The sequence below is a fragment of the Enterobacter sp. FUJ80071 genome (genome assembly GCF_038739915.1).
GTDB lineage: Bacteria > Pseudomonadota > Gammaproteobacteria > Enterobacterales > Enterobacteriaceae > Enterobacter > Enterobacter kobei.
Map to the genome: position 1 here is coordinate 970,726 of NZ_JBBXKH010000001.1, position 15,626 is coordinate 986,351.

Here is a 15,626-nt window from a genome sequence, read left to right on the forward strand (position 1 = left end):
GCGCTTACCCGGCCTACAAAGAGTGTACCCCTATATACCGCTGATAGCGGTTCGTCTTCAGGTAGCACAAATCCACCAGCACCAGCCCGTCGACGCAGTTGTTGAACGCCGGGTCGCTGCCAAAATCAATAAACTGCACGCCACCCGGTTCGCACAGCTCGGAATACTGCTTGTAGAGTGGCGGAATGCCGCAGCCCAGATTGCCGAGCAGGGATTTCAGCTTCGTCAGATCGTCCACGTAATCCACGCCGCCAAACTGTGCCAGCACGTCCGGTAACGATGCAGGATAAGGCTGGCGCGACGCGGCCAGCGGATGGCTTGCCGGGAACCACAGACGGTAAAATGCCACCAGCAGATCCCGCGCCGCTGGCGGTAAGCCTCCGGAAATCGAGACCGGGCCAAACAGATAACGGTAGTGCGGATAACGTGCCAGATAAGCCCCAATCCCGGACCAGAGATAATCCAGGCCGCGGCGTCCCCAGTAGCGCGGCTGAATAAAGCTGCGACCCAGTTCAATGCCGTGCTCCAGCACGTCCTGCATTTTATCGTCGTAGTGGAACAGGCTGTAGCTGTACAACCCTTCCAGACCCCGATGCGCAACCTGTTTTGCGGTGGGCATAAAGCGATACGCCCCCACGATCTCCAGATCCTCATCATCCCACAGGATCAGGTGCAGATAATCGTCATCGTAACGGTCGGTGTCCCGGCGCTTGCCGCTCCCTTCCTCCACCGCACGAAACGCAATTTCGCGCAGGCGGCCCAGCTCGCGCAGCAGCGGAGCCTCTTCCTGGCCGTTGCGCTGCCACAGATAGATGAGCTTACCGTCGCCGGTTTTGCCCAGACACTCGGCCTGCGCCAGCTCGCGTTTCAGAGTCGCCCGGTCCTCTGGACGAGCAATGGCGCACTGGGTTTTAAAGACGCCAGGCATTCCCTTGCCAAGACGCATCACGTGCTGACGGCACTGCTCGGCCATCTCACGCGACGAAAGGGTGGCGCTGTGCCAGTGATGCCAGGCGATCTGCTGGCCGATTTTAATCGGCAGCTGGCTATGGCGGCGGCGGAACATCTGCTGCATTAACAGCAGCATCGACAATGTCGGCGACACCAGCGTGCTGGCATAAAAGAGGAGACTATTGTGCGCCTGAATATGCACCGGCAGCAGCGGCGCGCGCAGCTTGCTGGCGAGCTTGATAAAGCCCGGGTGCCATTTTTTATCGTGAATGCCTTTGCGCGTCGGACGTGAAACTTCTCCCGCCGGGAAGAAGATCAGTACGCCCGCATTTTGCAGATGTTGTTCCATCTGCACCAGGGAGGATTTCGCCGTCCTGCCCCCCATATTGTCCACCGGGATAAAGAGTGAACTGAGAGGCTCAAGGTGGGTCAGCATCCGGTTGGTCACGACTTTTACGTCACGGCGTACGCGGGAGACGGCGTACAACAGCGCCAGCCCGTCCAGCGTACCCGTCGGGTGGTTGGCAATAATGACCAGCGGGCCATGTTCGGGGATTTGTTCGAGATCGCGGGCGGAAACGGTGCAGAGAATATCAAGGTGCTCCAGAACTTGCTCCACCATGTCCAGTCCTTTGAGGTGGCGGTGCGCGGCGGCAAACTGCTGGAATTCATCTTCGTAAAACAGTCTTTTTAACAGACTTTTTTGCCAGGGTGCAGGCCTCGCCTGAGGCCAAAGATCGTCGAGAACGCTATCGAGGCTAAACATGGTTACTCCTCCTGCCGTCTTGCGAAGACAGTAGAAGGAGCAGATGTCGGTTGTATTGCAGTTTGGTGAAGATTAGCGGAGGATTTTTTTCTCAGCCAGATCCAGCGCGAAGTAGCTGAAGATCAGGTCCGCGCCCGCACGTTTGATCGCACCCAGGCTTTCGAGGATCACTTTCTCTTCGTCAATCGCTCCCGCCTGCGCGGCGAATTTGATCATCGCGTACTCGCCGCTCACCTGGTAAGCGCCCAGCGGCAGTTCAGTGCGTTCGCGGATGTCGCGCAGAATATCAAGATACGCGCCAGCCGGTTTGACCATCAGGCAGTCTGCGCCCTGAGCTTCATCCAGCAGGGATTCGCGAATCGCTTCCCGGCGGTTCAGCGGGTTCATCTGATAGGTTTTACGGTCGCCCTTCAGCGCCGTGCCAGCCGCTTCACGGAACGGGCCGTAGAAGGAGGAGGCAAATTTGGTGGAGTAGGACATGATGGCGGTGTCGGTGAAGCCTGCCGCATCCAGCGCCTGACGAATCGCCTGAACCTGTCCATCCATCGCGGCAGAGGGGGCGATGAAATCTGCACCCGCAGCGGCCGCGACCACGGCCTGCTTGCCGAGATTCAGCAGGGTGGCATCGTTATCCACGCCATGATCGCACAGCACGCCGCAGTGGCCGTGAGAGGTGTATTCGCAGAAGCAGGTGTCTGACATGACGACCATTTCCGGCACGGTCTCTTTGCAGATGCGGGACATACGGGCGACAAGACCATCTTCTTTCCACGCATCGCTGCCGGTGGCGTCGGTATGATGGGAGATGCCAAAGGTCATCACCGAGCGGATCCCCGCGTTGGCGATGCGCTCGATCTCGCGCGCCAGATATTTTTCCGGAATGCGCATTACGCCCGGCATGGCTTCGATGGCTTTGTAGTCATCGATCTCTTCTTCAACAAAAATCGGCAACACCAGATCGTTTAAGGTCAGGGTTGTCTCTTCAAACATAGCGCGCAGTGCAGGTGACTTGCGCAGACGGCGGGGACGTGCAATTAAATCGGTCATGGGATGCCTGATGTTTGTGGAACAAAGAGGCCTAGTGTACCTCAAAGTGAAGGCCGTTGTTTTACGAAAGTAGGCTTTTTTCTTTTCTCAAATTGACGGCTGAAGAACCTTTTTTCACTCTACACTCGCGCGGTCTGTTTTTTCAGGAAAAGGGGAATGATTAGTATGATTTCTATATCAGATAGAATATATAAAAAATAATGATCTATTTATTTTAATAATATTAATGTGAGTTATGAAATTAATTTTCAACTTTCTGTTTTTATAATGTTTATAATGATTGCCTGCTGTGTGGTTGACCTTTTTTCTGTTTTTTTGTCTGTATGCGGACTTAATGGAATCATTCATTGAACCTTTTCTAAATGCAACTGCATAATTCTCTCCGCAATTGAATATTGCACAATGATTTGACGGACAAACTTGCTTACGTCCCTGAGGAGGGATGACCCAATGCAAACATGGAAAAAGAAACTGGTTGTATCTCAACTTGCATTAGCCTGTACCCTGGTTATCGCTTCTCAGGCCAATGCGAAAGATATTTCCGGTACGACGTATAATACATTTGGATATGATAACGCCGCCTCAACCCCGTGGTATTATGGTTATGCTGACTGGGATTACACCGATGCCAGCCATGACGGTGATATTTATCCGGTGATCAATAAATCAACGGTGAATGGCGTTATTTCGACGTATTATCTGGATGACGGCATCAATGGTCATTCTAATGCGCTCAGCATTTCTAACAGCACCATCAACGGTATGATTACCTCTGAGTGTATGACCGCAAACTGTGCCGACGGCGTAGACGCCGACGGTACCGCGCATACTCAGTTCGATCGTTTTAGCCTGACCGTCGACAACAGCACGATCAACGACGCTTACGAGCATTATGCTTATGACGTCGTGAAGGGCGAAACATCAGAAACCCATTACCTGGATACCTACGCTCTCGGTAACGCGATTACGCTGGACGTGGAGTCTGATATTGTTATCCAGAATAATTCCCACGTTGCGGGCATTACGCTAACGCAGGGCTATCAGGAGCTCGATAATACTCCGTATGACGGCGTTGAAGGCGTGGCGAACAGCGCAAACGTGTTCACCGATACGCTGGTGGTTAAAGACTCCGTGCTGACGTCAGGCGCCTACAGCGATCTGGGTACCAGCGGATTCTACGGTCAAACGGCTAAGCCGAGCGACTACGGTGAAACCCACGCCACGGGTGCGGATGACGCGGCGCTGATCGTTGCGGCCAGCGCATCTGACAACGCCATGCAGACCACCGCCACGTTCGACCATTCTACCGTCACCGGCGACATCCTGTTCGCCAGCACCTTCGATAACAACTTCTACGAAAATGGCGATCCGGCAACCGATACCACCGATGATGGCGTCTATAACCCAACCACTAATGGCTGGGATGGCACCGACAGGCTGGACGTGACGCTGACCAACGGCAGCAAGTGGGTCGGTGCGGCGCAGTCCAGCGTTGAAGCCATTGGCACTTCGCAGATGTACGGTCTGGGTTACAGCAACGTTGACTGGCATGCGCTGGCGCCTAACAGCATCTGGCCTGACTCCACCTTTGACAGCAACGGCCACGTAGCGGGCGAAGAGGTCTACCAGAGCGGCCTGTTCAACGTAACGCTGGACAACGGTTCCGAGTGGGATACCCGTAAGATCTCTAACATCGACGCGCTGGCGGTGAATAACCGCTCTCAGGTCAACGTTGAAAACGCTGGCCTGCTGGCGGACTCCATTACCTTAACCAATGCTTCATCGCTGAATATTGGCGACAGCGGCGGCGTAGCGACCGACAGCCTCTATCTGGACAGCGATAGCCGTGCAGCTCTGACCGAAGAGACGGCCGCGCTGTATGCGAATACGATCACCGTCGATAACGGTGCCGAGCTGGCGCTGGGTCTGGGTCAGGTCGACACGCACAATATGGTGCTGACCGATGGCGGCGTACTGGACGTAGCCAGCCGTGATTACGTGCTGAACAGCGATCTGAATAACGCGCGTTATATCACTAACGATCGTTACCACGCGGACTACGACTATGGTGTCGTCGCACTGAACTCAGACGGCCATCTGGCGGTGAACGGTGACGTTGCCGGTAACTATAAAGTGCGCATTGATGATGCGACCGGCGGAGGCTCCGTCGCTGATTACAAAAACAAAGAGATCGTCCGTGTTTATGATAACAATCCGGATACCGCAGCCCACTTTACTGCCGCAAACAAAGCGGATTTAGGGGCTTACACCTATCAGGCACAGCAGCAGGGTGATACCGTTGTCCTTGAGCAGAAAGCGCTGACCGACTACGCCAACATGGCGCTGAGCATTCCTTCTGCCAATACCAATATCTGGAATCTGCAGCAGGATACCGTCGGTTCGCGTCTGACCAACAGCCGTCATGGCCTGGCGGATAATGGCGGAGCCTGGGTGAGCTACTTCGGTGGCAACTACGACGGTGACAATGGCGTTATCAGCTACGATCAGGACGTGAGCGGCATTATGGTCGGTCTGGACACCCAGATTGACGGTAACAATGCGAAGTGGATCGTCGGCGGTGCAGCAGGCTTCGCGAAGGGGGATATCAGCGATCGTACCGGTCAGGTCGATCAGGACAGCCAGACGGCAATGATCTATGCCTCTGCGAAGTTTGCGAACGATATGTTCCTCGACAGCTCCCTGAGCTACACCCGCTTTAACAACGACCTTTCAGCTACCATGAGCAACGGTCAATACGTTGACGGTGACACGACCACCGATGCGGTTGGCTTTGGCATGAAGCTGGGCTATGACTGGAAACCAAACCTGTCTGGCTACGTAACCCCTTACGCGGCGGTATCCGGTCTGTTCCAGTCCGGGGATGATTATCGCCTGAGTAATGACATGCGCGTTGATGGGCAATCTTACGATAGCCTGCGCTATGAACTCGGCCTGGATGCGGGTTATACCTTCAACTACGGTGGCGAGCAGGCGCTGACGCCTTACTTCAAGCTGGCCTATGTCTATGATGATGCTGATAACACTGCGGATATCAACGACGACAGTATCGACAACGGCGTTAAAGGCTCTGCGGTGCGTGTAGGGCTGGGTACGCAGTTCAGCTTCACGAAGAACTTCAGCGCGTACACGGATGCCACGTATCTTGGCGGCGGTGACGTTGACCAGAACTGGGGCGCCAATTTGGGTGTGAAATATACCTGGTAATACCTGAAAGCGGGGGAGAATATCCCCCGCTTTTTTACGATAAAAACAAAAAACAATATTGAACCGACCAATACGGATGTCTTGAGGTCTGCATGAACGTTAATGCGAAACCGCTTTCTGAATTAAGCCGGCTCGAACAGTGTCTGATAGCAGCCAGTAGTACGTTTCAATGTGCTCCACAACAAATCATTACTTCTCACGAGTGCAATGAGTCACGCACGGTCGTATTACAGACCGGTATAATCGAAATCTATCGTTATCCAGATGAATTGCTGTTGGGGATCGCGAAAGCGCCATTTATTTTTGGGCTATCCACCGTGATGATTAAACACTGTCACGAATACAAAGTTATCGCCAAAACACCCTGTACGGGTTTTTATTTGTCCACGGAAACCACCCGTCAGCTCATACAACAGAATGCGCTCTGGAAAGAGGCCTTCACCTGGTTATCATGGATAAATTACATTCTTGCGAAACGCGATATGCAGCTGGTGGGAAATAATTCTTATCACCAGATCCGCGCCATGTTGCTGAATATGGCGGAGTGGGATGAAACGTTGCGCTCGAAAATTGGTGTGATGAATCATATTCAACAAAGCACCCGTATTTCGCGCTCGGTTGTTGCAGAGGTTCTCGCTGCGCTGCGGCAGGGAAACTACATTAATATGAGCCGGGGCAAGCTGGTCAGCATCAACCGCTTGCCCACGGAATATTAAGATCAGTTAGACGCGGTCAGCACCTGGGCTTTATTGGCGCTCAGTTCAGCCACCAGGTTATTAATGCCATCACTCATATTAACGAAACGCGTATGCGGGGAGCGGGTGACCACCACAAATGCGCCCACGTTGGACTGCGGGATCATCGCCATATAGGTAATGAACCCGCCGCCGCCGCCGGTTTTCTGAATAATACCCGGACGGCCATTTTTTGGTGCCATATAGACCCAGCCCAGGCCGAGCGCATCGGCTTTACCCGGTACGTCCATTCCGACCACACGGTGCAGCTGAGTTCGCTGATAAATCAGGGTCTGCATACGGTCGGCCTGGCTGCTGCGCGAGTAGAAATCCGATGAGAGGAACTGCTGCATCCAGCGCATCATGTCGCCTGGGGTGGAATAGACCCCGCCGCTCCCCACTGCCGCCAGCGTGTTGTTACACGGGCTTGCACCTTTCTCTGCCACCATCAGGCGACGGCACTGGTCCGGAGAAGGGGTAAAGGTGGTGTCTTTCATCCCCAGCGGACGGGTTATCTGCTCTTCAAACAGCTGCGTGTAGGGTTTGCCTGCGGCCGCTGAGAGGGCATCCGCCAGCAGGTCGAACGCCAGATTGGAGTAAGAGGCCTGTGAACCCGGGGCCGCCTTTAGCGTGGCGGTGCTCAGGTAGTTCCAGCGCTGCTCGAGGGTGGGCCAGACAAACACGTCGCGGTGCGCCGCTCCGCCAGGCTGCTCACGCGGTAGCGCGCTGGTGTGCGTCGCGAGGTTCACAAGGCGAATGGGCGTTCCCTGATACGTCGGCACTCGTGCACCCGGTGGGGCGTATTTGCTAAGCGGATCGTCGAGCTTTACCACGCCCTGGTCGAGCAGTTTCACCAGCATTTCGCTGGTCATCAGCTTGGTTAAGGACGCGATGCGAACGACGGAATCCAGCTGCGGGTGAACGTTATTGCCTGGGCGCGTTTCACCGAAGCTGCGGAATACGCGCTGGTTGCCATCAATAACCACCATTGCCATCCCGGTTGCGCCGCTGCCGTAATAGATCAGGTTCGCGTAGCGATCGGCAATGTCTGAAGCCAAAACGGGCGCCGTCAGCGGTTGGGCCGCCTGGGCGGTGGAGAAGCTCACCGCACACAGCGCGGCAAAAGAGAGCAGACAACGTTTCAACGAAAAGCATCCATGAAGTGAATGAAGAAAGTAATGGGTATTTATACTACTAATCTCTACCGTGCAATGCCCGGAATAGCATAACGATAGCCAGAAAAACGTAACCATGGGTAAATATGAATAATTTACTTGCGAGCGCTCTCCCATTTTCTGGCATCGGGCTTATGATAGGCACCAGTATTACTCAATCTTACGGAGAACGGTATGTCTGAAAAGCGTGTGGTCATGGTGGTTGATATGCAGAACGGGGTGTTTGAAACCCCTCGTCATCAGCGCGAAAAGTGTGTCTCTCTGATCAACCAGCTTACGCAGGCGGCCGACACCGTCATTTTTATTCAGCATACCGAGGCCGGGGGGCTGGAAGAAGGAAGTGAAGGGTTTGCGCTGCTGCCTGAACTCCATCAACCGGCTGATGCGCTTTACGTTACCAAGACCGCCTGTGATTCTTTTTACAACACATCGCTTGAAGCGCTGTTACGTGAACACGGAATTCGTGAGTTTGTCATCTGCGGCTGCGCCACGGATTACTGCGTGGACGCGACAATTAAAAACGGCGTCAGTCGGGGCTACCACATTACCGTGGCTGAGGATGCCCATACCACCGCGAATCGCCCGGCGGCTGAAGCACAGATTCTGATAAACCACCATAATGACGTCTGGCGTAACTTCATTGCGCCGATGAACCCTCCCGCGGTGAAACGCACCGAAACAATTCTCGAAAACTGGAAAGCGAACTAATAATCAACCCTCGGGTCTGACCTTTTTGCCCGAGCCGGTCTTCCGGCCCGGGCAGGGTATTCGTTTGGTCATGTGTTGAGCACAGCAACAACCATAACAACAAGAAGGAAGCATCATGTTTAAGTCTTTTTTCCCAAAGCCGGGGCCATTTTTCCTGTCGGCATTTATTTGGGCACTGATCGCGGTCGTTTTCTGGCAGGCGGGCGGCGGTGCATGGCTGGCACGCATAGTTGGGGCGACAGGCGACGTGCCGATTAGCGCAGCGCGTTTTTGGTCACTTAGCTATCTGCTGTTTTACGCCTACTACATGCTGTGCGTAGGGCTGTTTGCGCTGTTCTGGTTTGTCTATTCTCCGCACCGCTGGCAGTACTGGTCGATTCTCGGTACCTCGCTGATCATCTTTGTGACGTGGTTCCTGGTGGAAGTGGGGGTGGCGGTAAACGCCTGGTATGCACCGTTCTACGATCTTATTCAGACCGCGCTGAGTTCGCCGCACAAGGTCACCATTAACCAGTTCTACCATGAAGTCGGCGTCTTCCTCGGTATCGCGCTTATTGCGGTGATCATTGGTGTTATGAACAATTTCTTCGTCAGCCACTATGTTTTCCGCTGGCGTACCGCGATGAACGAACATTACATGGCGCACTGGCAGCATCTGCGTCATATCGAAGGTGCCGCGCAGCGTGTGCAGGAAGACACCATGCGTTTTGCCTCCACCCTTGAAGATATGGGCGTCAGTTTCATCAACGCCATCATGACGCTGATTGCTTTCCTGCCGGTACTGGTGACGCTCTCTGCGCATGTGCCGGATCTGCCTATTGTCGGCCATCTGCCGTATGGTCTGGTGATTGCCGCGATTGTCTGGTCGCTGATGGGCACGGGCCTGCTGGCGGTGGTGGGGATCAAGCTGCCGGGTCTGGAGTTTAAAAATCAGCGCGTCGAAGCGGCGTATCGTAAAGAGCTGGTTTACGGGGAAGATGATGCCAGCCGCGCGTCGCCGCCGACCGTCCGTGAGCTGTTTGGTGCCGTGCGTCGTAACTACTTCCGCCTTTACTTCCACTATATGTATTTCAACATTGCGCGCATTTTGTATCTGCAGGTGGATAACGTTTTCGGCTTGTTCCTGCTGTTTCCGTCGATTGTTGCGGGTACGATTACGCTCGGTCTGATGACGCAGATCACCAATGTTTTCGGTCAGGTGCGCGGGTCGTTCCAGTATCTGATCAGCTCCTGGACCACGCTGGTGGAGTTGATGTCTATCTACAAACGTCTGCGCAGCTTTGAGCGTGAGCTGGACGATCGTGACCTGCAGGAAGTGACCAATACCTTTAGCTAATACAGGGAGTTGCTATGTCTTTTGCCGTACCGCGCGCGTTATCGCTGTCCTTACTGGCCGCTCTGGTGCTGGCGGGCTGTGCCGAAAAAGGGGCAGCCCCGCTCAAAAAGGGTGAAAAGCCCGTGGATGTGGCAAGCGTTGTGCGGCAAAAAATGCCCGCCAGCGTGAAGGATCGCAATGCGTGGGCAGATGCGCTGGCTAAAACCTTTGAAAGCCAGAAGATTGCCCCGACCGAGGAAAATATCTGCTCGGTGCTGGCGGTGGCGCAGCAGGAGTCCATGTACCAGTCAGACCCGGTGGTGCCGGGTCTGAATAAAATTGCCTGGAAAGAGATCGACCGCCGCGCGGAATCGATGCATATCCCGGTGTTCCTCGTGCATACCGCACTGAAAATCACCTCGCCGAACGGTAAAAGCTACAGCGACCGGCTGGACACGGTGAAAACCGAAAAACAGCTCAGCGCCATTTTTGATGATTTCATCAACATGGTGCCAATGGGGCAGAAACTGTTTGGCTCGCTCAACCCGGTTCACACCGGCGGACCAATGCAGGTGAGCATCGCGTTTGCCGAGAAGCATACCGACGGCTATCCATGGAAAATTGACGGTACGGTGCGCCAGGAGGTCTTCTCACTGCGCGGCGGACTGTGGTTCGGCACGTATCATCTGCTGAACTATCCGGCGAATTACAACGCGCCGCTGTACCGCTTCGCAGACTTTAATGCGGGCTGGTATGCCAGCCGTAACGCGGCGTTTCAAAGTGCGCTTAGCCGCGCAAGCGGCGTCAAGCTGGCGCTGGACGGCGATCTCATCGCCTACGGCAGCAGCGAGGCGGGAGGCACCGAAAGCGCGGTACGGACATTATCGACAGCTCTTGATATGAGCAACAGCGATATCCGCCGTCAGCTTGAAAAAGGCGATAGCCTGGCATTCGAGAAAACGGATCTCTACAAGAAGGTGTTTGCCCTTGCGGAGCAGAAGAGTGGGAAAACGTTACCGAGGGCTATCCTGCCGGGTATTCAGTTGGAAAGCCCGAAGATCACACGTAACCTGACCACCGCCTGGTTTGCGAAGCGCGTGGACGATCGCCGGGCTCGCTGTATGGGGCTTTAATGGCGACGACGAAAGCGCAGGACTAACGCGACTACGCCTAAAATCATACACCCCGCGAGGAAAGGAACGAGACCGAACAGCGTGCTCACGCCAAATCCAATCTCCACTCGCGGACGTCCGTTATCCTGCACCTGCATCAGGTGTTCATAAACACCTGGCGCATGGACCAGCATATTGAGCAACTGGGAGCCTGCCCAGAAGCAGAAAAGGACAAACAAGGCATACGCGATATTACCCGCCGTAGAGGTTTTTGGTTTGCCGCCAAAAATCGGTTTCGACAATGTAAAGTCAGCCATGTTGTCCTCCCGAGGTATAACTCTGTTTTAATACGCGTCTTACGGGGTGAGTTTGACAGGTGATTGCATTTGTCAATATCAGAATCGTGGTAATTTACGCTCAGGAATTCTCCTGGATTATTGATTTCTGCAGCGCGTCACAATTTTTAAACTTAAGTGAAATTGCGTCGCGTTTCAGAATTTCCGCATCTGCCACAGACCTCGTGCTTAAACTGTGAGAGGATGTCTTTTTTTCCTGCCGGAGTTGTTATGAAGCTCACGTCCAAACTTCGCCGTGACTGGCACTACTATGCCTTTGCTATTGGGCTGATTTTTATTCTTAACGGCGTCGTGGGGCTGTTAGGATTTGAAGCAAAAGGGTGGCAAACCTATGCCGTCGGGCTGGTGACCTGGGTGATCAGTTTCTGGCTGGCGGGGTTGATTATCCGCCGTCGCCCGGAAGAGACGACGACGGAAGAGACGGCGAAGGGTGCCGATTAACCGTTAACGGAACTTTTCAGCGCGCTGTCGGCGGCGTGACGCTCCAGCGCCAGTTCGATCAGGCGGGTGATCAGCTCAGAGTAGCCAAGCCCGCTGGCCTGCCACAGTTTTGGATACATGCTGATGTTGGTGAAACCCGGCAGCGTGTTGATCTCATTGATTACCACGTCGTTCTCCGGCGTCAGGAAGACATCCACGCGCGCCATGCCGCTGCAGCCGAGAGTCTGGTAGGCGCTGATGGCGATCGCCCGGATCTTGTCGTTGATCGCCGGATCGATATCCGCAGGTACAACGACCTGTGCGCCTTTATCATCAATGTATTTGGTGTCGTAGGAGTAGAAGTCGCTGTTTAAGACCACTTCACCGCAGGTGCTCGCCTGTGGAAAATCGTTGCCCAGCACGGCGCACTCAATTTCGCGACCTTTGATCCCTTGCTCAATAACCACTTTATGGTCAAATTCAAACGCCAGACGGACGGCTTGCGTGAACTCTGCTTCGCTGGCGACTTTGCTAACGCCCACGGATGACCCCTGGTTGGCAGGCTTCACAAACAGCGGCAGCCCCAGTTGACCGCTAACCTGCGCGAAGCTGTACTTGTCGCGGTTGGCGCGGGTGAGCGTGACGAATGGCGCGATATTCAGTCCGGCATCGCGCAGCAGGCGTTTGGTGACGTCTTTGTCCATGCACGCGGCGGATCCCAGTACGTCTGATCCAACAAACGGCAGGTTGGCCATGCGCAACATCCCCTGCAGGGAACCATCTTCCCCGAGCGTGCCGTGTACGATAGGGAAGACCACGTCGATCTGAGTGAGAGCCTGCGCATTGCCGGCGTCGATGAGCTGTCCCTTCATGACGCCAGGAACGGTCGCGACGCTGATGTCCGAAGGATTGAGGGCGATGTGCGCCGGATCGTGGGCATTCAGCAAATACTGGCTGGCGTCGTTAACATGCCACTGGCCCTGTTTATCAATGCCCAGCAGGACCACGTCAAACCGGCTTTTATCGATCGCATCAACGATATTTTTGGCCGATTGCAATGACACCTCGTGTTCCGCTGATTTTCCCCCAAAGACAATACCTACGCGCTGCTTTGCCATCTCACTCTCTTCCAGTCTGACGAAAAGCCAATAACATACCACGATGCCCTGCGGGTTTCGCGGCCTTCTGCCATAATGTTTTGGGGAAGAGTGAGGGGGGAACGTGAAAGGAAAAACTCTGCTGACCGTTTTCATCCTGGGGGCAGTTGCAACGGCGGGTTATCGCTGGTTGCCGTCTTACTACAATCCATTTAAACCGCTGGCCCTGGACGATCCCCCTGGCCGTATTACCCAGTATAAACTGCGACGTTTAACCCCCGAAGCCTGCGCGAGCCTGTTAACGCAGGCCAATCAACGAAACCTTATCCGCACCCAACCGGTCGCTGACGGCGGCGGGACATGTCCGCTGCGCAACGTCGTGCGCGTGCGTGACTTCGGCCCGGTGAGTCTGAACGGCAGTTTTCTTGCCAGCTGTCCGCTGGCGCTCAGCTCTGCACTGTTTGTCAGCCAGCAGGCCCGGCCACTGACGCAGCGCTTCACGGGACATGAGCTGACGCGCATTGAGCACCTTGGCAGCTTTGCCTGTCGCAATATCTACCACCGGCCCGATGCGCGGCGCAGTGAGCATGCCACCGCAGACGCGCTGGATATCGCCGCTTTTCGGCTGGCGAACGGGGAGCGCGTCACGGTGCTGAACGGCTGGAAATCGGCAAAAACGCAGCCATGGCTGAAGGCCCTGCTGGCGGCCAGCTGCGGCTACTACGGTAACGGTTTGGGGCCGGAGTATAACGCGGCGCATGCCAACCATTTTCATCTGGGGATGCGCGGTTTCGGACTCTGTCGCTGAAGCATAATCTTCCGCCAGAAAGTGGATGATTTGTGACTTATTTCACAAATATGATGACTGGGAAGATAAAACACCAAAGTCAGCAAAGCCGCATCTCTGGTGCGACGCCGGCGTGCGTAACTTGCTAATCTGACGGCGAATTCGCCTAAAAATGAAGACTATTTCTTTATGGAATCCTGGAAAGTTAATCTCATCTCGGTCTGGTTCGGCTGCTTTTTTACCGGGCTGGCCATTAGCCAGATCCTGCCGTTCCTGCCGCTGTACGTGTCGCAGTTGGGGGTTACCTCCCACGAAGCGCTCTCCATGTGGTCCGGTCTGACGTTCAGCGTCACGTTTCTGGTCTCCGCCATTGTGTCTCCGATGTGGGGCAGCCTGGCGGATCGGAAAGGCCGTAAGCTGATGCTGCTGCGCGCCTCGCTCGGGATGGCGATTGCGATTCTGCTCCAGGCCTTCGCCACGAACGTCTGGCAGCTGTTTTTCCTGCGGGCGGTGATGGGGCTGACGTCCGGGTACATTCCGAATGCCATGGCGCTGGTGGCCTCTCAGGTGCCACGCGAACGAAGCGGCTGGGCGCTGAGCACCCTCTCAACGGCGCAGATAAGCGGCGTCATCGGTGGCCCGCTGCTGGGCGGCTTTCTGGCAGACCACGTTGGGCTGCGCGCGGTATTTATCATCACTGCGATCCTGCTGGTGGTTAGCTTTCTGGTCACGCTCTTTCTGATCAAAGAGGGAGGGCGCCCCGTTGTCAGCAAGTCTGAACGCCTGAGCGGTAAGGCCGTCTTCGCCTCGCTGCCTTACCCAGGGTTGATGATCAGCCTGTTTGTCACCACCATGGTGATCCAGCTCTGTAACGGCTCGGTGGGGCCCATTCTGGCGCTGTTTATTAAATCAATGGAGCCAGACAGCAATAATATTGCTTTTCTCAGCGGGATGATTGCCGCCGTGCCGGGCGTTTCCGCGCTGATCTCTGCGCCACGTCTGGGGAAGCTGGGGGACAGGATCGGCACGGCGCGTATCCTGATGGCGACGCTGATTTTTGCGGTGGTGCTCTTTTTCGCGATGTCGTTTGTTACCTCTCCGCTTCAGCTGGGCGTGCTGCGATTTTTACTCGGTTTCGCCGATGGGGCTATGTTGCCTGCCGTACAGACCTTGCTGGTCAAATATTCCAGCGACCAGGTCACCGGACGTATTTTTGGTTATAACCAGTCGTTTATGTATTTAGGCAACGTTGCCGGTCCGCTTATTGGCGCATCCGTTTCTGCGATGGCAGGTTTTCGTTGGGTATTTGCTGCTACGGCAATTGTCGTTTTAATCAATATTATCCAGCTGGCGATTGCCCTGCGCCGTCGAACACGAATGGCGGAGGCGAAATCAGCGAAATAGTCCTTTCGCGGGTGTATTATATATTCTTATGGTAGCCGTATTTTTATATAACTAAATGCGGCGTTTTTTTATAGAAAAACGTTTCGCTAATAAGGGTGGCACCCTAATTTGGCGGTAATGTCACTTTTACATAAGATAATACTTTTCTCCGCTTTGCATATTTCATTCCTGGTGTTAATTTCAGAGGAAACCCCATAAGGAAATAGCACGATGAAGAATCTCATTGCTGAGTTGCTGGTTAAGCTTGCACAAAAGGAAGAAGAGTCTAAAGAACTGGTTGCCCAGGTCGAAGCGCTGGAAATTGTCGTCACCGCGCTATTGCGGCGGATGGATACATCCGATCAGCAGGCGTTAATCAATAGCATCGAAGGGGCGCTGGATAAGGCGCGACCCGACACTCAGGTTCCACCAGAGGATGCCGAATTGCTGCAGCAATACGTAAAGAAGCTGTTGAGGCATCCGCGCAGTTAAGCCGTCACGAACGGTTCTGACGTTTCACAAAATTGTCATGCAGGATGCCTGGCGCTGC

At 54.6% G+C, this 15,626-nt stretch carries 14 protein-coding genes; 9 read left to right on the forward strand and 5 right to left on the reverse strand.

Translation table 11 applies throughout. The features are described from left to right. Positions 1-13: 13 nt before the first annotated feature. Positions 14-1,717: a GNAT family N-acyltransferase gene (locus AAER43_RS04630; protein WP_045134706.1), complete on the reverse strand. Its 1,704-nt coding sequence runs from the start codon at positions 1,715-1,717 to the stop codon at positions 14-16. A 72-nt stretch (positions 1,718-1,789) separates the two neighbouring features. Then, positions 1,790-2,764 (reverse strand): porphobilinogen synthase, encoded by a 975-nt coding sequence (hemB, locus tag AAER43_RS04635; RefSeq protein WP_008503294.1) that lies wholly within the window; start codon positions 2,762-2,764, stop codon positions 1,790-1,792. A gap of 450 nt (positions 2,765-3,214) precedes the next feature. Here hemB and AAER43_RS04640 point away from each other — a divergent pair, with 450 nt between their 5' ends. Further along, positions 3,215-5,989 carry an autotransporter outer membrane beta-barrel domain-containing protein gene (locus tag AAER43_RS04640; protein WP_231069996.1) on the forward strand — a complete coding sequence of 925 codons (2,775 nt, stop codon included), beginning with the start codon at positions 3,215-3,217 and terminating at the stop codon, positions 5,987-5,989. 92 nt (positions 5,990-6,081) lie between these two features. Further along, on the forward strand, positions 6,082-6,705 hold the full coding sequence (locus AAER43_RS04645; RefSeq protein ID WP_023332210.1) for a helix-turn-helix domain-containing protein: 624 nt from the start codon (positions 6,082-6,084) through the stop codon (positions 6,703-6,705). A 2-nt stretch (positions 6,706-6,707) separates the two neighbouring features. On the opposite strand, the gene ampH is transcribed toward AAER43_RS04645, so the two are convergent. Beyond that, entirely contained in the window at positions 6,708-7,868 is a 1,161-nt protein-coding gene (ampH, locus tag AAER43_RS04650; protein ID WP_050862465.1) for a D-alanyl-D-alanine-carboxypeptidase/endopeptidase AmpH, read from the reverse strand. 204 nt (positions 7,869-8,072) lie between these two features. On the opposite strand from ampH, the gene AAER43_RS04655 reads away from it, so the two are divergent. The 3 genes from AAER43_RS04655 to AAER43_RS04665 all read left to right on the forward strand — a co-directional run bounded on the left by AAER43_RS04655 (position 8,073) and on the right by AAER43_RS04665 (position 11,054). Continuing rightward, positions 8,073-8,606, forward strand: coding sequence for an isochorismatase family protein (locus AAER43_RS04655; RefSeq protein WP_014882722.1), 534 nt, complete (start codon positions 8,073-8,075; stop codon positions 8,604-8,606). Positions 8,607-8,721: 115 nt separating this feature from the next. Then, positions 8,722-9,942: a peptide antibiotic transporter SbmA gene (gene sbmA, locus AAER43_RS04660; protein WP_014882723.1), complete on the forward strand. Its 1,221-nt coding sequence runs from the start codon at positions 8,722-8,724 to the stop codon at positions 9,940-9,942. A 14-nt stretch (positions 9,943-9,956) separates the two neighbouring features. Further along, the gene (locus AAER43_RS04665; protein ID WP_023332214.1) at positions 9,957-11,054 is read left to right on the forward strand and encodes a DUF1615 domain-containing protein; all 1,098 of its coding nucleotides are present in this window, start codon (positions 9,957-9,959) and stop codon (positions 11,052-11,054) included. Here AAER43_RS04665 and AAER43_RS04670 read toward each other — a convergent pair. After that, a complete protein-coding gene (locus tag AAER43_RS04670) occupies positions 11,051-11,350 on the reverse strand; it encodes a DUF2755 family protein (RefSeq protein ID WP_014882725.1) in 300 nt (99 codons plus the stop codon). The two genes, AAER43_RS04665 and AAER43_RS04670, sit on opposite strands and share 4 nt — an antisense overlap. Positions 11,351-11,599: 249 nt before the next feature. On the opposite strand from AAER43_RS04670, the gene AAER43_RS04675 reads away from it, so the two are divergent. Beyond that, entirely contained in the window at positions 11,600-11,830 is a 231-nt protein-coding gene (locus AAER43_RS04675; protein ID WP_014882726.1) for a DUF2754 family protein, read from the forward strand. On the opposite strand, the gene ddlA is transcribed toward AAER43_RS04675, so the two are convergent. Beyond that, positions 11,827-12,927 carry a D-alanine--D-alanine ligase gene (ddlA, locus tag AAER43_RS04680; protein WP_014882727.1) on the reverse strand — a complete coding sequence of 367 codons (1,101 nt, stop codon included), beginning with the start codon at positions 12,925-12,927 and terminating at the stop codon, positions 11,827-11,829. The two genes, AAER43_RS04675 and ddlA, sit on opposite strands and share 4 nt — an antisense overlap. Positions 12,928-13,030: 103 nt before the next feature. Here ddlA and AAER43_RS04685 point away from each other — a divergent pair, with 103 nt between their 5' ends. The 3 genes from AAER43_RS04685 (at position 13,031) to iraP (ending at position 15,568) form a co-directional block, all read left to right on the forward strand. Then, complete coding sequence (locus tag AAER43_RS04685; protein ID WP_014882728.1) at positions 13,031-13,714, forward strand: extensin family protein; 684 nt, start codon at positions 13,031-13,033, stop codon at positions 13,712-13,714. 168 nt (positions 13,715-13,882) lie between these two features. Continuing rightward, positions 13,883-15,097 (forward strand): multidrug efflux MFS transporter, encoded by a 1,215-nt coding sequence (locus AAER43_RS04690; protein WP_023332216.1) that lies wholly within the window; start codon positions 13,883-13,885, stop codon positions 15,095-15,097. 210 nt (positions 15,098-15,307) lie between these two features. Beyond that, a complete protein-coding gene (gene iraP, locus AAER43_RS04695; protein WP_014882730.1) occupies positions 15,308-15,568 on the forward strand; it encodes an anti-adapter protein IraP in 261 nt (86 codons plus the stop codon). The last annotated feature ends 58 nt before the right edge of the window (positions 15,569-15,626 follow it).

Bases quoted from the DNA above. Each gene is read 5' to 3' on its own strand.
- AAER43_RS04630 (WP_045134706.1), bottom strand. From the start codon at position 1,717: ATGTTTAGCCTCGATAGCGTTCTCGACGATCTTTGGCCTCAGGCGAGG.
- hemB (WP_008503294.1), bottom strand. From the start codon at position 2,764: ATGACCGATTTAATTGCACGTCCCCGCCGTCTGCGCAAGTCACCTGCA.
- AAER43_RS04640 (WP_231069996.1), top strand. From the start codon at position 3,215: ATGCAAACATGGAAAAAGAAACTGGTTGTATCTCAACTTGCATTAGCC.
- AAER43_RS04645 (WP_023332210.1), top strand. From the start codon at position 6,082: ATGAACGTTAATGCGAAACCGCTTTCTGAATTAAGCCGGCTCGAACAG.
- AAER43_RS04655 (WP_014882722.1), top strand. From the start codon at position 8,073: ATGTCTGAAAAGCGTGTGGTCATGGTGGTTGATATGCAGAACGGGGTG.
- sbmA (WP_014882723.1), top strand. From the start codon at position 8,722: ATGTTTAAGTCTTTTTTCCCAAAGCCGGGGCCATTTTTCCTGTCGGCA.
- AAER43_RS04665 (WP_023332214.1), top strand. From the start codon at position 9,957: ATGTCTTTTGCCGTACCGCGCGCGTTATCGCTGTCCTTACTGGCCGCT.
- AAER43_RS04670 (WP_014882725.1), bottom strand. From the start codon at position 11,350: ATGGCTGACTTTACATTGTCGAAACCGATTTTTGGCGGCAAACCAAAA.
- AAER43_RS04675 (WP_014882726.1), top strand. From the start codon at position 11,600: ATGAAGCTCACGTCCAAACTTCGCCGTGACTGGCACTACTATGCCTTT.
- ddlA (WP_014882727.1), bottom strand. From the start codon at position 12,927: ATGGCAAAGCAGCGCGTAGGTATTGTCTTTGGGGGAAAATCAGCGGAA.
- AAER43_RS04690 (WP_023332216.1), top strand. From the start codon at position 13,883: ATGGAATCCTGGAAAGTTAATCTCATCTCGGTCTGGTTCGGCTGCTTT.
- iraP (WP_014882730.1), top strand. From the start codon at position 15,308: ATGAAGAATCTCATTGCTGAGTTGCTGGTTAAGCTTGCACAAAAGGAA.